General features: G+C 42.2%; 13 protein-coding genes. All 13 read right to left on the reverse strand.

The genetic code is table 11. The features are described from left to right. Positions 1–293: 293 nt before the first annotated feature. The 13 genes from E0E36_RS00005 to E0E36_RS00065 all read right to left on the reverse strand — a co-directional run bounded on the left by E0E36_RS00005 (position 294) and on the right by E0E36_RS00065 (position 17806). Positions 294–695, reverse strand: coding sequence for a hypothetical protein (locus E0E36_RS00005; RefSeq protein WP_130854309.1), 402 nt, complete (start codon positions 693–695; stop codon positions 294–296). Continuing rightward, positions 692–1135 carry an RHS repeat-associated core domain-containing protein gene (locus tag E0E36_RS00010; protein WP_130854310.1) on the reverse strand — a complete coding sequence of 148 codons (444 nt, stop codon included), beginning with the start codon at positions 1133–1135 and terminating at the stop codon, positions 692–694. The genes E0E36_RS00005 and E0E36_RS00010 overlap by 4 nt, the downstream gene beginning before the upstream one ends. Positions 1136–1165: 30 nt before the next feature. Next, positions 1166–1450, reverse strand: a complete 285-nt coding sequence (locus tag E0E36_RS00015) for a hypothetical protein (protein ID WP_130854311.1) — start codon at positions 1448–1450, stop codon at positions 1166–1168. A 130-nt stretch (positions 1451–1580) separates the two neighbouring features. Continuing rightward, complete coding sequence (locus E0E36_RS00020; protein WP_130854312.1) at positions 1581–1916, reverse strand: hypothetical protein; 336 nt, start codon at positions 1914–1916, stop codon at positions 1581–1583. Further along, entirely contained in the window at positions 1906–2370 is a 465-nt protein-coding gene (locus tag E0E36_RS00025) for a hypothetical protein (RefSeq protein WP_130854313.1), read from the reverse strand. The genes E0E36_RS00020 and E0E36_RS00025 overlap by 11 nt, the downstream gene beginning before the upstream one ends. Further along, positions 2367–6086, reverse strand: coding sequence for a DUF6443 domain-containing protein (locus E0E36_RS00030; protein WP_130854314.1), 3720 nt, complete (start codon positions 6084–6086; stop codon positions 2367–2369). Before E0E36_RS00030 ends, E0E36_RS00025 begins: the two co-directional genes overlap by 4 nt. Next, on the reverse strand, positions 6064–9027 hold the full coding sequence (locus E0E36_RS00035) for a hypothetical protein (protein ID WP_165446888.1): 2964 nt from the start codon (positions 9025–9027) through the stop codon (positions 6064–6066). The genes E0E36_RS00030 and E0E36_RS00035 overlap by 23 nt, the downstream gene beginning before the upstream one ends. 77 nt (positions 9028–9104) lie before the next feature. Next, entirely contained in the window at positions 9105–10061 is a 957-nt protein-coding gene (locus E0E36_RS00040; RefSeq protein ID WP_130854316.1) for a hypothetical protein, read from the reverse strand. A gap of 33 nt (positions 10062–10094) precedes the next feature. Beyond that, positions 10095–11045 (reverse strand): hypothetical protein, encoded by a 951-nt coding sequence (locus E0E36_RS00045; protein WP_130854317.1) that lies wholly within the window; start codon positions 11043–11045, stop codon positions 10095–10097. Between the two features lie 60 nt (positions 11046–11105). Next, on the reverse strand, positions 11106–11930 hold the full coding sequence (locus tag E0E36_RS00050) for a hypothetical protein (protein ID WP_130854318.1): 825 nt from the start codon (positions 11928–11930) through the stop codon (positions 11106–11108). Positions 11931–11958: 28 nt separating this feature from the next. Beyond that, positions 11959–12909 carry a hypothetical protein gene (locus E0E36_RS00055; protein WP_130854319.1) on the reverse strand — a complete coding sequence of 317 codons (951 nt, stop codon included), beginning with the start codon at positions 12907–12909 and terminating at the stop codon, positions 11959–11961. 1047 nt (positions 12910–13956) lie between these two features. Beyond that, a complete protein-coding gene (locus E0E36_RS00060) occupies positions 13957–14172 on the reverse strand; it encodes a hypothetical protein (RefSeq protein WP_130854320.1) in 216 nt (71 codons plus the stop codon). Positions 14173–14359: 187 nt separating this feature from the next. Next, the gene (locus tag E0E36_RS00065) at positions 14360–17806 is read right to left on the reverse strand and encodes a DUF6443 domain-containing protein (protein ID WP_130854321.1); all 3447 of its coding nucleotides are present in this window, start codon (positions 17804–17806) and stop codon (positions 14360–14362) included. Positions 17807–17822 lie beyond the last annotated feature (16 nt).

The raw sequence follows: 17822 nt of genomic DNA on the forward strand, positions 1-17822 counted from the left end.
AACAGGTTTAGTTGTTCGATGTAAAAGTATTCAACAGTTTTGATATTAAAAAATTTATTTTAATTATTGGTAGTTTGATTGTTTAAAAGTGACGGAAAAGTTTAAACAAAGCCCAATTACATTGTTCCAGCAAGTGCTGGATTGTAACAAGAGGCTAATTTTCCGTACGGTTTAGTGCTGGCTTTTCAGAAAAAGATTAAGCGAGTTCCTTTCAAGAGTCGATTTATTAATATTTTGTAAAGAATGAAAAGAACAGGGCTTTTAGAAACAGTAATATTTCCTATCGCCTCTCTTCAATTAGCATAGCCCGTGAAAAAGGTTATCCCGACAAAAAACATTAGCACGAAGCAACCTAGAAACATAACTAATCCATATATTCTATGTGATACTTTTTCCTTATCGCTAAGCTTTGAATACTCTCTAGAATAATCAAGGATTTCTATGGCAGTCTGAACTTTAGACTGTAGGCCGTACATAGTCAAAAGCATCAAACCACATAATATTGCTATAGCAAGACCTATACCAAATCTAAACGGCAAAAGTGTCAAAACAACAAAATAAACCGCAGTTATTAAAAAAGCTAATTTATTCAAGAATAAATTAGCTGCTCCTGGGATGATTGTCTGCTTGGTTTTCGGGAACCAAGCAGACAGACTATAATCGATTTTTAAAATACTATTTACGAATCGCATCATTCATCCTGTTTCCATATATTCGAGTTTCGCCCAATCTGAGAATCAATTGTACCTCCTATATCAAAAAAATAATCTGCTACGCCATAAGCAGCACCGACTACACCCAAACTTCCATTAAAATGTCTTTCACTTTCCGCAAAATAGCCCCAAATGTCATTACTTAGATTTGAACTATTGCTATTTATCTGAATCGAAGCTGTAACATTGACCTCGCTTAATCCCATTATATCTTCATTTGTTCTAAAGTTATGCCAAGTGTTCGGATCAATATTGTTTGCGTTTAATGTATCCAAACCAAATGGATCAATATAACTTGGTGGGTTATTTAACACATAATTGTATGGAGTAACGTTGAAATGCCTTTCTACAAAAGGATCCACACTGCCCCATCTACCAACCACCGCGTCATAGAACCTCGCTCCGTAATCATACAGCTTCAGCCTAGTTCATAGTACTCCTTGTTAGTAAATTTACATATTACATTTCTTTAAAAGAAGCGTGTCCTTTGTTGAAGTTACGATACCGACTTGTTTCGATAACAAATTTTCAATGCTATCCTCTGACAATAATCTATTTTCAATATAATTTGTATTGACCGTTAATAACAATCGATGATCCGAAAGAGGTCGTACACTCCACAAATCGAAGAAAGATCTGTCTTTGATTTCTACATTCTTAAAAACGACATCTTCGATTGTCTTTTTTTCCACCGTATCAAAACCGCTCACATAAAGTTCAATGTAATCTGGAGCCAATAGACTATCATTAGGATGAAAATTTAATTCGGAGAAACATACAGTTCTACATGGTGAATTGCATTTTCTTTACGCCGATGCTCAGAAGAACAGGAAATAAAAAGAAAAACTATTATAATTGCATATCTGATCATCGCTTAAAATATTTATTTAATTGGTCATCCTTTAAGTATTTGCCTTGATAAGTTCTAATGTGTTGTTTGAATTCAGGTGAAATATTTCGCCATTTGAATGATTCATTTGAAAGTAAAGTAGCACTTCCTTCCAACTCGTATTTTCTTCCACTTATACTAGGGTTGGACATCATATCCGTTATATGGCCTCCGTATTCATGAACAAATAAGTTTTTGATATCCGCTGCATTTCTCAAAGTTGAGCCTATCGAACCATAATTTACCTCAACAGCTGCCCTATAAAACAACAAAGCCCGGACATGCCGGGCCTTGCTGTATTTATTATATACCAAACATTTGCCAGCTCCAATACTTCCCGTAAATAACAATATACAATATTGAAAGTAATATTGGGACACCTATCATAGTAATTCTCACAATATTACTTAAGGCTTGTTCTCCTTTCACCTTAAGCTCCTTTACAGTATAAAACAAACTTAGTAAAACCAAGATTATAGGAACAAACCCTAATACTACACCCCAGTTAAAAAGACCGTCTTCAAAAACCCCGGCAGTAAACCCAATATCAAAAGGCAAGATCAACAAGCCCCCAATTAATCCAAAGACCAGCCCTAATCTCTTTTTTATGACAAGTAAAGGAGAAGCAATAGAAAAAAGTAATACAGTGCCCAACATCGCAATTATCGGAGCATAATTGGCAAAACCGGCAGAAACGCCAAACAAGAACAGCACAACCCAAAAAGTAATTAAGCTGGTAACAATATACATCAAATAAGTTCTTATCATTGCTGAGTAGGTTTTGAAGTAAATAATTTATTCCAATCTTCTATTGTATAATTTGTTTTACCGACCTGAACACCCGTGAAATTACCTTGCTGATCGGTCGTAATCGTAAAATTGAAACTAGTGATAGGTCTTTTATTCGTTCCTGGAAGTTCAGTAAATGGTCCCATATTCTTACCAACCCCCGAAGCTATCTGACCGACACCAACAAACACATTATTTCCATTTGGATCCGTAATAAACGCTTCCGTACTTGGAAAGTTATCACCTTTTAAATTTCCACTAACAGATAACGTTCCTGCTTTCTTATTCTCAGTAATAGAAAAATCAGAAAAAATATCAATATCAGGTGTTCCAGGGGGAGTCTTTGGATTTCCAGCTGCAACATGAGTGCCGAATTCAAATGTTTTAGAATCACCGTTACCAGCAATAGACATGTCCTTTGTAAACCACAAATCAGGTGTAGCAGTTTTAGCACCAGCTGGATTATTTGTTTTAAATGTTGGTGAGCTCCAAGCTTTAGCAGTCAATGATGTTTTATCAGTATCAAAATCTATTCGCTGATGCACCCTTGCTGACACATTGCCCGTAGAATATCCCCTACCATCGCCATGAAATCCGAAACCAAACTCTTTAAATGGAGCAAAAGCCCTTATGGTTATCGGATAAGGTATCATTCCCCCTATATCAATGAACCGAAGGGGATTGTCAAAAGCATAAGTATAAGGAGACCATGTTGGCATTTTCTCCGCCAACGGATCCACCGTTACCCACCTGCCGATCACCGGATCATAGAACCTTGCACCGTAATCAAGGGTCTTTAACTTATCCTGCCATTCCTTCCCGTTGTAAAGATAGTTGTTTTTTGGACTTGGCTGTGCAATCCTCAATTGATATGGTAATCCGAACGGGTAATAATCCGTACCAAAGTTAACAGCGGTAGCCGGAGCATTCGTTCCTTTGAAGCCGGAGCGGCTATTGCCCAGATGGTCCTTCAGTATATATTCGTAGGTGTAGCCACTCGTACCCTTCAGTATCCGGCCCTCTTCCATATGGATCAGCTCCAGTGCCGTGCCGCTGTACTCGATCCCGTCTATATAGTCCCTCGTCTGCCCGTTTACCGCATTCACGCTCCGCAGTTTTTTACCGCTGCCATCGTAAATGAAACTTACCGTGATACCGTTTGCCGTAACTGTCTGTGCCAGATTCAGGTAATTGTAAGTAGTTGCCGTGATGTTGTTTGCCGGGTAAGCCGTGTTTACCCGTGTCAGCATGTTTCCGTTGGCATCATACGTGAAGACGGTAGTCCCCGGCAGCTGATAGGGATTAAGATTGGGGTTGGCCGTTACCGCATCTACTATTTTCGTCAACTTTCCGCCCGCATATGTGTAGGCCAGATCGTCCACCAGTGCAGTTGTTGTCGAGTTTCTTTTCAGGCTCAGGATGTTCCCGAGTTTGTCATAACTGAGCTGCTCCTTCCCGAGATCGCCGGTCAGGTACCCATTCGTCAACCGGTTCAGTGCGTCGTATTTATAGGCATAGGTCCCGGCCGCCGAAGAGCCGTCGGTATGTTTACGGGTGAACACCTGGTATCCGATATTACCATTGTAGAATTTATCGGTGCCTGTATTGTAATGCAGCTCCATGTCGAAGAGTGTGCCATCGGTCCTGGCCGTGCGAAGCCAGCCCCGCTCATTATATGTATAGTTTACTTTCTGCCCGTATACACCTCCCCGGTCCTCACTGTGCAGGTTCTTTGCCTTCAACTGCCCCACTTCATTGTATTCATTCCGGGCAACCAGTGTTTTTGCCCCGCCCGTTACCGTCTTCCAGGTATCGATCGGGCGGTCGCGGTGATCATAGGTATATTCCGTGGTCACCGTTACCGCAACCGTGGTAGTTCCTGCATAATGGTTGCGGGTGCTCTTCTTCAGCTTGTGCGTAAAGGTATATTCGTTGATGATATCGTCATAATTGTTCAGGTTATAGGCCCCGCCCTTATAGTGCTGGCTCAGGGTCCGTACGTTGTCGCCCCGCTCGTCATAGTAGTACACCGTCCAGAGGTAAACGTTGTTTGAGGCCATCACTTTCGTCTTTTTGGCAACCAATAAACCCTGGGTCTTTGCCGAGTACTGCGAGCGTTTGTCCAGGTTGGACGGAAAGCCCGGTATACTGCCGTAATAGTCGTAGTAGTTCACCTCCAGCACATCGAAATTCGCCGAGGCCGTCGGGATGCTTACATTGGTATAACCGTGCAGGCTGCTGCTCCCGTCGGTCCGTGTCTCCCACTGTGTATTCGCCCTGCCAGGTTCTTTGATATAACCCTCGATCTCTTCCTGTGTGCCCGTCCGCCCCCATTCCATACCGGTCATGATCAACCTGCCCAGCCCGTCGTATTTGTAGAAATGGTGATTCCTTCCGGCATGGCCGTTATAGGTTTCCGCCGAATCCTTCGCCGTTTCGTGCAGGATCAGCTGGTCCATCATATTGTAATTAAAGCTTTCCCAGCGGCTCCTTCCGGGTAAATGCTTCCGTTTCATCCGGTTACTGCCGTCGTACTGGTACATATAGCACAGATCTTTCAGTTGTTGCTCTGTCGGCCGTGCGGTATCGGCATTCACTCCAGGCGTCAGCACGAAGCACAGGTTCCCGAAGTTATCGTATACATAATAGGTGCTCAGGATCTCGTTTACATCCGTCGTCCCGCTCTTATAGGTATTAAAGGTCCGTTTCAGTACCACCCTGCCCTGTTTATCCGTATATTCCTCCGTGGTGTTCAGCCGGGAGGCAAAGGTGCCGCTGCCACCTGCCCAGTTTTCGTCCTTCGTTACCGTTACATACAGCTGGTTCGCTCCGTAATTGCCCGAAAGGTTCAGCTTCGGAACTCCCGCGTCATAGGTGACCGTATACAGTTTGGCCAGCCGGGTATTAGCTAAGTCGGTAATGGCCGTTGTATTGTTGGTGGTATATTCCGTTACCACGGTACGGCCTGTATTGGTGCCTCTTGTGCCCGGTTGCCAGGCAGCGCCCGCAAAGCCCTGTTCCAGTACCCGGTTCAACGGACTGGCCTCGTATACCGGACGGCTGAATGAAGGGGTGGTGCCGCTTGCCGGTTTGGCGATGGTCACCACTCCTGTCGGCGGCGTATTATAGAAAGTAGCCTGTTCGGTTACCGCGGCCGATCGGTAGGCACCGTTCCCCGTTGCCGCCGTGGCATAGGGCAGGTAGCTCCGGTCTTCCCGGCCGAAGGCATCATAGCTCTGGGCACTGATGATATCCTTATAGCTCGGGCTTGCCTTGGTGCCGATTGTCAGAACAAGCCGCCCGAGCCCGTCATAGTAGCTGATATCCTCGATAATCTCACTGGTCTGCGGTGTTGCCGACACAGCGGGGCTTAGGTAGGTCCGCGTCCGGATATAGTTCTGGTTTGCACTGGGGCTGCTGCCCAGCGCCATGGGAGGTAATATACTCGTGATATAGGCATGGAAGTCCGTCGTGCTGAAACCCGGTTTCAGTGTAATGCTCACCAGGTCCGTCTTTACACCTGTTGTGGGCGTGCTTAGCACCAATTGTGCGGATACGGACAATGGTAGGGTCAGCGTTACAATTGCCCCGACGAAAAGCTTTTTGATCGCCCCCAAATTGATACGTTTTAGGTCAATATATGGTGTATGTTTATTTCCTGCTTTCATAGCTCTATTGCCTGTAGTGGTATTCATAGGTATCCGTTGTCTTGCTCTGGGTGTCTTTTATCTCTTCCAAGCGCCCAAAGCTGTCATAGTTGTAATAGGTAGTTCTGCCAGAAGGGTCGATGTTACTGCTTATGCCGAAAAGTGGTCTATAGGTGTAGGAATTCATAAGTCTTCCTCCGGTTGATATAGTCGACCGCAAAGGCAACAAGAAATTCGTGACTTCTGCATCCGTTGGATTAACTTTATTCCGGAAAGTTTCTATGGCAGAGTTACCGTTTAGAGCCGCTTCTACCGCACTGTATTCCAGGTTCTCGATCTTTGCTATCGGATACAGCCCGTTATAGCCATACACATACGATATATGTGGTGCTCCCGGCTTTGAAACACTTAAAACATTACCCAGATTGTCGTATCGCAAATAGTTTAATTTAGCTTCCATTATAGTGCTGCTACCCAGCTGAGTGTATTGTGTTTCGGGCAGAAAAAAGAAGTCTGACAATTTTTTGTAACCAACAAGATTACTGAACACACGTTTTCCTCCCTTTTCGAGAGTCTGCTGGATAACCGTCGTTTTATAGTTCGCTTGATCCATTTGTGCTATAACCTGGTTTTGGGCCGTAGTAAGAGCAGACCTATTAGGAATCGTATTGTTGGTATAATAATAGCTTTCCTTATAAGTTCCCTCATCGCTAGTCAATGTTGTTTTCTCTGCCAGATTGTAAGGTCTTGCAGCATCGTATGTATAAACTATTTTTTCAACTGTACTATCAGCTGCACTATAAGTTGCGGTGAGCGTCTCGGTCAACGAGGTATTGTCAGTAGTGATATAATACGCACTATATGCTATTGGAGAACCAAAAACATTTAATAGTGTACCCGTTGTAGTGGAAGGTCCCGATGCTGTAAAATCAGAATTCCGCTCGTTATCGATCGTCTTAAAACGTTTAAATGGCACTGCAATGTATCCCTGGATATTAGATACGTATGGTTGTGCGGGAGAATAAATATTATTGATTGATTTTACAGGTTCATAACCGCTTCCAACTCGCTTGAAAATCTGTTGCCGAAGGAGTCGTGGAGCTGAATATACAAGTCTATTTACACGCAGTACGTGAAATTCCGATATTGGTACAAGACTTAACCGATTGTTGTTTGCATCGGGAAAATACTCGTAATGGTATTCGGTTTTACCTTCATTGCTGAACTCTATTACTTTCCCATACCAGACGGGTGTACTGTTGTTCGATATATTCGCATTGGGGGAAAACGTACTAATCGTACGCGAACGTATCGAAAAATCCAGTCGATCAACAAACGGGTCCGGCTCGCGATAACATAATTCCGTTTCCTTAATAAAATCGTTCCCAATTGGATAGTTACCTGCTGTATAATGTGCGTCTTCGTATTGGTAGCTCTTTACAATCGTTTGTCCAGCGACAGGGTCAAAGGATTCTGTTGACGTAACCCGTAAACCGGCGCCGATTTTTTCAGTTCCGTTTATGATAAACTTATGAGGTTCGTATTTTAAGGTGAAAATACCGCCCGTGGGATAGGTGATAGATTTAAGCGATTTGGCCTCCATACTTGTCGCACTTGGTTCGCGAAAAGCTCCACCCACCATCGTGGTAAAACTCGTACTTCCAAGCGTTCGCATTTGCAATTGAAAGCGTGGTATATTATTCTCGTTCCCGGCATTATTAAAGAATCCCCACCAATCAATGGACGTTTGTGAAAACTGAGAGGGTTGGTTATAATAGTCTAGATTATAGGCTCCTTCTCCACTGATAGCAACCTGTCTGAGAAAATTAGACGCATCGTTCGAGAGCGTTACAGTTCGGTTTGTTGCCGGTATCGCAATAGAAGACAGCCGCTTTCTGCTTCCAATATCTGTATAGTTGAATGTTATGGTTTGATCTTTTGATCGAATAACCGATGGCACTTTCAGTTCCCTGGCCGGGTCAGCGGAAGGCGAAATGTTATATGCAACATTATAGCCCGCCCCTCCTGTTTTTTGATTGACTTTGGTACGTATTTGAGTAAGGTCTCCGAAATAGACCTTTCCATTATCCAAAACACTACAATAGGACGGAGTAATTGTCGGGTACTCCAGTATAGTCGTATACTCTATGGATATCTTCTCCCCATTCGGTAGAAGGATCTCCTTTAGCATCCAACCTGTTATTACATTTGTAGTACGGGCATCCGAGAATTCTTGAAAGTTTGCTTCATTTCCAAAAATATACTTCACACCTTTATCATCCATTACCTCAAAACCCGAGAAAAGAGCACTTGTCCCTGAATTCACATTGACGACTATAGGCTTGATAGCTAGCGGATTGTCCGGTATACTTTTAGCTTGGAAAACGCCATTAATGTATTGAACGATGAAAGAGCCATCCAGATTTGGCAAATGGATCGAAAAAATATCATATTGCCCGTCTTCGGTAGTATTCACATCCAGATAAGACGCCGGAAGGGCTAGATTTACCAATCTTTGTTGAAGCTGATCAAATGTTAAATTACCAGGATCAAACCCACCCTTTACCGGATATTTATCATCTGGCTTTCCCATAATGGTTCTGGAAATTTTGAATCCGGGAAATAATGACCAGCCATAGCCAACTATACCCGGATGATCCTGTATTTTTATACCTGACGAATGGTATCGCAACGAAATAGGGATTGATAGATTTCTCAACTTCAATTCATAGAGCGGTATGGTTATATCGACCAGACCAGTTGCATGGGAAACAGGATATCCTAAAAACTTTTGCAACGCCTTGGAGGTGGGCGCAGGCTCGATAACATTGGGAAACAAGGATTTATACGGATCAACTACACTTTGGGCTACAGCGTGTAACAGCGTAAACCAAGTTAGAATAACCGTTAAAGACCATCGGCTTAATGCTCTCTTTTTCCTTTTTCTACCTTTCGGCGGTAAATTGGTATCTATTAAGCTAGTTAACATATTTAATATATTATGTTTTGATATTATTTGGTATTGCATTCGATCATTTTTAATTGCGAATCTGCCCATTTCGCTCGCTATTTGATCAAAATGCTTTTCAATGCGTTCACTTCCCGCCGCAGCGTTTCCTGCCTGCTAAGCAACACATCAATCTTCTTCTGTTGTTCGATAAGGTGTAAAGTCTGTTCTTCTACCTTTTTAAGAAGAGCCAAGTTCATCGCTGCCAAATCCAACCCTTCCTCTCCAATTTCCTTCGCTGAGGGAATTTCAGGTAAATGCTTATGTTCCTTTACATAATTTTCAATTTCGGAGAGCGATCGCATTTTATAATCCGGTTCAAAGACATAATCCGGAACGGAGATATCGGTTTTTACCTTGATTTCTTTAGCGAGGATATTACCATTTACGGCTAGTTTGGCTTGGGGATTTGTTGTGCCTATGCCGACATTACCCATGAAGTTGCTAGTTCTTAAGAATTGCGTAGAGTGCATCGTTCCCTCGTAATCTGCCAGATTGGATATCAACGATTGATTTACGGCCTGGCCATTCGTTTCATAGGCCACATAAAGCATATTTTCGCCTGAAGAAATAGTCCATCCACTGAATTTATAGCTCTCGAAGCGAGGTGCAGCATACGGAACATCTACAGCTAAATATTTTTTTCCGCTATATATACACGTCTTCAATTTCCAAACAGCTCCATCTGTTTGTGATGTTAAAGCGGCGGCAGTACTTTGATAAGCCGATGAAGTATTAAGTTCCGCTACGGCGATTCTATTTACAGAAGCGACCGTCCCCCTCCGGGCGGTCAATGTACCAATGGCATAATTATTGGCAAGATTGACTCCGTTATACATTTCATGTAGCAAAATGACTCCTCGGGTATAGTCGTTACTGCCATTCATGTTAATAACAATACTTTTATGGTCTCCAGGCGCTAATGTGGTGACCGTTTGTGACAGTGCGTTCTTTTTTAGCAGCAACAGACATATAGCGGTAACCATTAAAATCTTTGCAATAGGATAGGTTCTCATATATGCGTAATTAGGTACCTGATTTTTCAAATTTTATTTATAATCCGGTTCGTCAGCTGATAGATTTTTCAACTTCTCTTCCAAAACCATTATACGTTGGTTACAATATCTTGCCAGCTCTTCTCGCCCTTTTCTCTCTTCTATCAAATGTAAAGTCAACTCCTCCACTTTTTTCAAAAGCAGCAGGTTCATTTCTGCTAAATCCAACCCCTCTTCACCTATTTTTTTCGCTGATGGAATTTCAGGAAGATGCTTATGCTCCTTGACATAATTTTCGATTTCGGCAAGCGATCGCATTTTATAATCGGGTTCAAAAACATAATCCGGAACGGATATATCCGTCTTTATCTTGATTTCTTTAGCTAAAATGTTTCCTTCAACAGCCAATTTTGCTTTAGGCGTAGTGGTACCGATTCCCACGTTACCATTCCCTGCTATGCGTATCCTTTCCAAAGCGCTTGAATAAAGCGCCAGTCCTGTTGAATTACTATGGAGGTCTTCGGCCGTCGCCACTACAGCAGCCCATTTGTTGGTATCATTTGGATAACCCGTAAGTAGTTTAATACCGTTATATTCACCTGCGTTCGTGACCGTCGCTTTACTTGACAATACCCATCCATTTGTAGGAGTATTTAAGCTTAAATGCCCTTCTTTCAATGTCATATACGTTTCTGCGCCTGATCCCCATGATTGTATACCGAGGTAAGGATTACGTTCCCACCAAGTTTTTGACGTGGACATTGGAACATGAAAAGATCCGTCTATGGCTATACCATCATGCAAGCTTGCTGTAAGCCAATCCGGGCCTGCCGCATTCCTTACGAGCCATTGTTTATTATAAAATGTATTACCACCGGCATTCCCCGTGAAAGCATTGATCTGCAGATAATTTCCTTTTACTGCTCCAAGCGTTTGCCCGTAACTGATTCTCTGGACAAGAATAAATAGCAAGCTGAGGAGTATAAATTTTATAAATTGCTTCATATTTGGAGTACTTTTGTTTTCATTATTATGGTTCGACCACAACAGGCTATTAAAACTATTTCATTGCTGTTCTATTTTTTGCAATCGCTTCAACACGTCATCCAATAGACTTTGCTGATTTTCTAAAGCTTTATCTTTCTCGATTAAATGTAACGTGAGTTCCTCTACCTTCTTAAGTAGTAATAGATTCATCGCGCCCAGATTCAATCCTTCTTTACTTATTTCTTTGGCAGACGGTATCTCAGGAAGATGTTTATGTGTTTTTACATAATCTTCAACTTCAGATAATGAGAGCATTTTATAATCCGGTTCAAAAACATAGTCGGGTACGGAGATATCTGTCTTCACTTTGATCTCTTTAGCCAGAATATTGCCTTCGACGGCTAATTTTGCCTGTGGGTTAGTCGTGCCTATACCGACATTATCCAGAAACACTGATTTTCCCCTTACGGCTATACCGGCGCCACCCACTTTAATACCATAGGCAGCGCCCGAATGCGGGTCCACAAAGCTTTGGTAAGAAAATCTGGATTCACTGCCTAGGGCATAAATATTACCATCGATATGCAGTTTTGCTTCCGGAGTAAGGGTGCCCAGGCCAATTTTTCCACTAACCAAAAGATTGTTTCCAATCGGCGCATTGTTGGGGCCATATCCAACCATCAGGTTTGTATTCCGAACCCTAACCGGTCGTCCGGCATCACCATAGATATTTATGCCGAAATTCTCCTGAATTGAAGTGTTCTGATTCCCCGATTGAAAGAGGATCCATGAACCGGCCCCCGCAGGCCCTCCGTTTGATACCATGGGTATATTTACCTGCGTGTACGCCGTGAATGTCGATAGGAGCATCACCGCCAATAGTGTGTAAAAATTCCTTATCATATCTAAGAATTGAATTTGATCGTATTCGTTACTGTTTTGAAAAGGCTTTCTCTAAGAGAAGCAGCCGATCCTTTACATCAGTAAGCTCTTTATCCTTCTCAATTAAGTGCAAAGTCAATTCTTCTACTTTTTCCAACAGCTTACGGTTCATGTCACCCAGATTAACACCTGCTTCTTCCGCTTCTTTTTTGCTCGGTATACCTGGTAAATGTTTATGTTCATTTACAAACGCTTCGATTTCGGCGAGGGATTTCATCTCATAATTTTCATCGAAGACATAGTCAGGCCAATTGCTTGTGGTTACCTCTACTTCTTGAGCTGAGATCTTTCCCTTTACGGATAATTTGCTTCCTGATTTCAATGCTCCACCGACTGAAAGTGTGTTTGAAATATGAGCGTCGCCAGTCTTGTTTAACTGCATAACGTAGTTTGCTCCTGTACCCCAATAGAAACTTCCGTTGGTATGAAAGCCGAACATCAACTCAGTCGCTTCACGTGGATTGAAAATAATGGCGGCATGGTCGGTCGCTTTAATCTGAAATACATTCTTAAACCCGTTGATACCCGCTGTAGGGTTTGAACCGCCAATAGAAAGGCCACCGCCCTGAAGATCAAGTTTAGCTTGAGGAGAGGGTGTACCAATACCCACGTTTCCTTCGACGATTAAATCATTCTTTCCGGGATTGGCATATGCGTAATTGCCTGCTACTAGCACACCTCCTGCTTTTAGACCCGAGGCCGAGCGTGCTGCAGCAGAATTTAGTAAAAGGAGATACCGACTCAGATCTGTAGTTCCTAAACCTGTGTAAATTGCAGCGTCACCCCCATTGTCCATGGTAATGGTACCTCTGATATCTAATTTGTTGGTCGGACTGGTAGTACCTATCCCCACGTTACCTGTAGTAGGAAAAGTATTTTGGGCATAGGATATCCCCGAAGCACCCATTAATAAAATGAGTACAAGAAATTTCATTCTCATAGTTTCAATTATTTATTACTATTATTTACTAATAAGCAAATCCGCTAATTAATCTTTGATTACTGAATAGCCTTATTGATAAGTGAAAATACCTTCGGTATCAGCTCTTTTGAAAAAAGTGCATAAAAGCGCCTTTATCCCGCTTAATCAAAAAATTACCTATAAAAGATAGAATATCGGTTCAAGTTGTATTCTGCATATCAAACAGATTTAGTTGTTCGATGTAAAAGTATTCAACAGTTTTGATATTAGAAAATTTATTTTAATTATTGCTAGTTTGATTGTTTAAAACTGACGAAAAGTTAAACAAAGCCCAATTACATTGCTCTGGCAAATTCTGAATTGTAACAAAGGGCTAATTTCCCGTACGGTTTAGTGCTGGCTTTCCCGGAACGCTAAGCGAGTTCACTTTCGGCAACGCCCTAATTAATACTTTCGAAGGGATGAAAAAGTTTAAAACACGAAATTAGGCTTATCGAAAATAACTTCCCAAAAAACTTTTTAATCCCAAATTGGTCAAAAATATACAGGAATTCGTAGAAAAGTATAAAATGAATATGGTATTGTCTTTTATCCGAAATAAAAACCGCTCCTTATTAGGAGCGGTCAATTTCTTTAATACCACCAGCTACGACCCATTCGAGCTTTCACTAGTTCAATACAAAAATACCAAAATAGCTTTAAAATGCCAAACTTTAAAACACGAAAATTAGGCTCATCGAAAAATAACTGAGAACAGGTTCATCGAGCAAGCCTGAGATTTTGATACCCTTGACCAGTAATACCGGAATTCGATAACCAGGCAATATAATAGAAATTATTCATCAAAAACCCTATTGGGAGTATTCAAAACGCATGTTTTTCTGTTCTCCAATTTGTTCAAATAGTCAATTCGCGATGGAATCTAGTGGTCGATTGACCACGGATTTCTAGATACGTAAAGGACGAGATAACCCGTGGAAGTAGCCTTCAAACTGGTCAATGCACAATAAAGAGGCCCACCGTTTGTACGAATGGGCCTCCTTAAACAAGTAGTTACTATCTCGACTATTCCTTTTCTTTCTTAAAGACTAGATACTTACATAACTGAAAGCCCAGAAAAAGCCCCAGACTCAACCAGAACAGATAAGCAACAATCTCTACAGGGATCCAATAGTGCAATAACTTTTCATTGATTACATCTAAAAATATATTCACCATAAAGAAAACTGATATTATTTTGCCATAAAGACCTATCTGCAGCCATTTCTTTCTCGTCATCATTTTTCATTCCTTGTTATATATTTCATGACTTCAGCAACTAAAAACAATACGCTAGCTATTATTGCCATCAAAAAAATGAAGTCCATAACATTGCCTAGATATTGTCTGAAAAACATTTTTGAGACAATCATAATTCCGATAATGGCAATGCAATAATTGGAAATTTTATTCCAAATCACTCTCTTTTTCATCTCCTATTGCCTTTTTTTATTTGAGGGTTTACTACCCTAGTATTGTCACTTGCTGTTTGTTTCAGTTTTTCCATATGACTATTGTATTCGTCATAGAGTTCGTATAATCCTTTTCCGTAAAGCAACCATCTGATAGGTTTTGTCACATCTTTAGGAGGTTCATTAGGATCGAATCCTTTCGGAGGATTATTTATAGGATCCAGTGATGGTGGTCTATAAGTATATCCCCATTTGGACGGATCTCCAAACCCGGGTGCAGGAGGTAAATTCTGAGGTAAGTTCTGCAATATAGGAATCAACGCAACAGCGCCCACAACTACCGCTCCTATGGGGCCCGCCCTGAGGCCAAAGGCCATACTGCCCGCAATACCCTCATCCGCATTTCCTGACAGATTACTATACTCATTAAAATAAGCAACGTGCCGGTTTACGTTTGCCGTAACCGGTATTTCACCCTGTGAAGCTACAGTAGAGCCTCCGTTTTCAAGCAGCCTGGTGTCTCCTGCTTTAACAGGTGTGATATTATCATTTGCTGATATCGTATCCAGCCCCATGAAATCCGCGTACCTTACCGGATTGCCCAGTACATAGTTGTACGGTGTATGCTCATAGTGGTTTTCCGCCAGGGGATCCACACTGCCCCATCTACCTATCACCGGGTCATAGAACCTTGCACCGTAATCATACTGTCCTATTCCGTCCTGCAATTCCTTCCCGTTGTAAAGATAGTTATTTTTCGGTGATGGTGTAATGGATGTTGCATCTGCATGCTCCATACCAAACGGGTAATAGTCACGTTTTAAATTCGCTTCTACCGTTCCATTAGTATTCACGCGAAAACCTGCACGACTGTTACCTAAATGGTCTTTCAATACGTATTCATAGATAAAGCTGCTTCCATTTTTTGAGATACGTCCTTCTTCCGTATGGATGATTTCCAAGCTACCATCTTTCCATTCCGTTCCCTTTACATAGTCACGTACTATACCTGCGTTTACGGAACGAAGTTTCACACCTGCGCCGGTATAGGTATACGTTATCGGTTTAGCTCCAGTTATCTTTTCGGGTAAATTCAAGTAATTATAAGCGATGTCATTAGCATTGCGACCATCACGCGTCATATTCCCACTTGCAGGATCATGCGTATAGGAATAAGTAGTTGTACCGAACTTAATATCCAATAGTTTGCTACCCTCATAACGGTATACCCACTTTGCACCTGCGTCACGTGTCAAGCCTTTAATGTTACCCATGACATCGTATTCCAGTAGCTCCTTCTTTCCGTCACTCGCCGTCCCGTTTACAAGTCGGTTAATTTCGTCATAAGTATATTGATAACTGCCCGCTGCCGCATTATTTCGCTTCCATTCCTGTCCGCTTATATTACCATTATACTGCGCGGTTCCCCCAGCCAAAGCATCATTGTATCGAAGTGTTTGACTGAATAGTTTTGATCCGATAGTAGTAACCCAACCTCGCGAATTATAGGCGTAATTAACGGCCTCTTCAAAACTACCATCGGTTTTCCCGTGCAAGCTCTTTGTCATTAGCTGGCCAACACCGTTATAACTGTTACGTGCGATCAGGACTTCTGCTCCAGCCGCTGAAGCTCCATCTTTTACCTGCTTTCTTGTGTCAAGGAGGCGACCTCTATGATCGTAACTGTATTTAGTAGTTACCGTGAGTGCAAGTGCATTTGCTGTATACACTTTTTGAATGGTCTGCGTAGGCTGACCATTAAAGTTATAAGAGTATTCTAATGTATTGTAATTTCCACTCAATGTCGCTCCTTTATAATGCTGGCTCCATTCCATCTGCACACGCCCTCTGCTATCGTAGTAATAGACCGTCCAGAGCCAGGTTTCTGTTGATGCACCAATTACACGTTCCTTTTTTGCTGTTACCAACCCCTGCACTTGCTGACTATAGCTAGCAGGTTTTGTATGACTAGGCGGAGTGAAGCCCGAATAGCTATCGTAATAATTTACTTCCATAATCTCATATTTGACAGGCGTAGCTGTAGGCAATATGGGCATACTACGATTGGTGTAGCCATGTAGGTTACCAGTAGCAGTTGAGCGTTCTTCCCAATGCGTTGGGAAAGCCTGCCCATCAACAGCATGCTGTGTTTCCCACCAAGGAATAACACCATTCTTTTGTGTCCCCTTCATAACCAATCGCCCTTGCCCATCATATTTATAAAATAGATTATAGTCTGCCCCGTCCGCTGCTTTTTGTCCATCCTGATGGATCACCGTCAACCCTTGGCTGTTATATATCATTTTCTGCCAAGCATTGCTACCAGGGAGCTTTTTTTGCGACAACATATTTCGCTTGTCATAGCGATATTGATAAGCGAACTTCGTAATATCATCCAGGGATATAGCACCCGATGTACGATCGGGCAATAAACCTGGAGGGAGGACATAGCACAGATTGCCAAAATTGTCGTATACATAATAAGTGCTGAGCATTTCGGTATTTGCTCCATTCTTATTAAAAGTACGCCTTAGCACTATCCTTTCTTGTTTATCGATGTACTCTTCCACCGTTCCAAGTCTTCCTTTTGTACTTGTCCAATTTTCATCTTTTGATATCTTCACAGAAAGTTCACCCGCTGCGTAAACCCCATTAAGTTGAAGGACCGGATCGCCATATTGATCGTAACCTACTCCATAATTGCTGACTAGTCGCGTAGTGGCAACGGTAGTGAAGGCCACTGCGTTATTTACCGTGTATTCCGTACGGATGCTATGCCCTCCACCTGTGTAGCCAGCAGTAGATGGCTGCCAAATTGCACCGGCGAACCCCTGTTCCAGTACTCGGTTTGTCGGAGCCGCTTCATACATAGGTCTATTAAACGAAGGTGTTGCCGTAGTCCCAGAGGTAGGTTTAGGAATGACAACTACTCCGTCCTTACCCCCATTATAATAAGCTGCCTGAGCAGTTATTGCATCTGTTTTGTAGGCTCCGTTCTCGCCTGACACATAAGGGAGATAAGTTCTGTCTTCCCTTCCGAAAGCGTCATAAGTGCGATGAGTTACAATATCGCCATACCCGGAACTTGCCCTAACAGACACCGTCTGTACAGATCGTCCAAGCCCATCGTAGTATTCGATATCTTGCATTTTCTGTGCGGCAGTTGTGGCCGTAGATGCAGCATCTAAAGGCATTGTATAGACAGTTTTCAACACATAGTTTTGCGATGCAGGAAAAGTTGCAGGCATAGGAATCAAAGAAGCATCCTGTACAATATATATTCGTACATTTTTTCCTGAAGGGATATAAAAGCCGCTTTTAAGCGTAATACTCTTTGTGGCTTTAAGCTCAGTTGAATTACCATCATAAGTGCTTAGCACCAAGTCCTGTTGTTGCCCTTTAATAACAACGGTTACTAAGAGGAATCCAATAAACAGCATTGTTGTTTTAATTCGTATGTTCATTTTATTTATCCTCCTG

This window comes from Olivibacter jilunii, from assembly GCF_900607235.1.
In the GTDB taxonomy this organism is placed as follows: Bacteria; Bacteroidota; Bacteroidia; order Sphingobacteriales; family Sphingobacteriaceae; genus Olivibacter; species Olivibacter oleidegradans.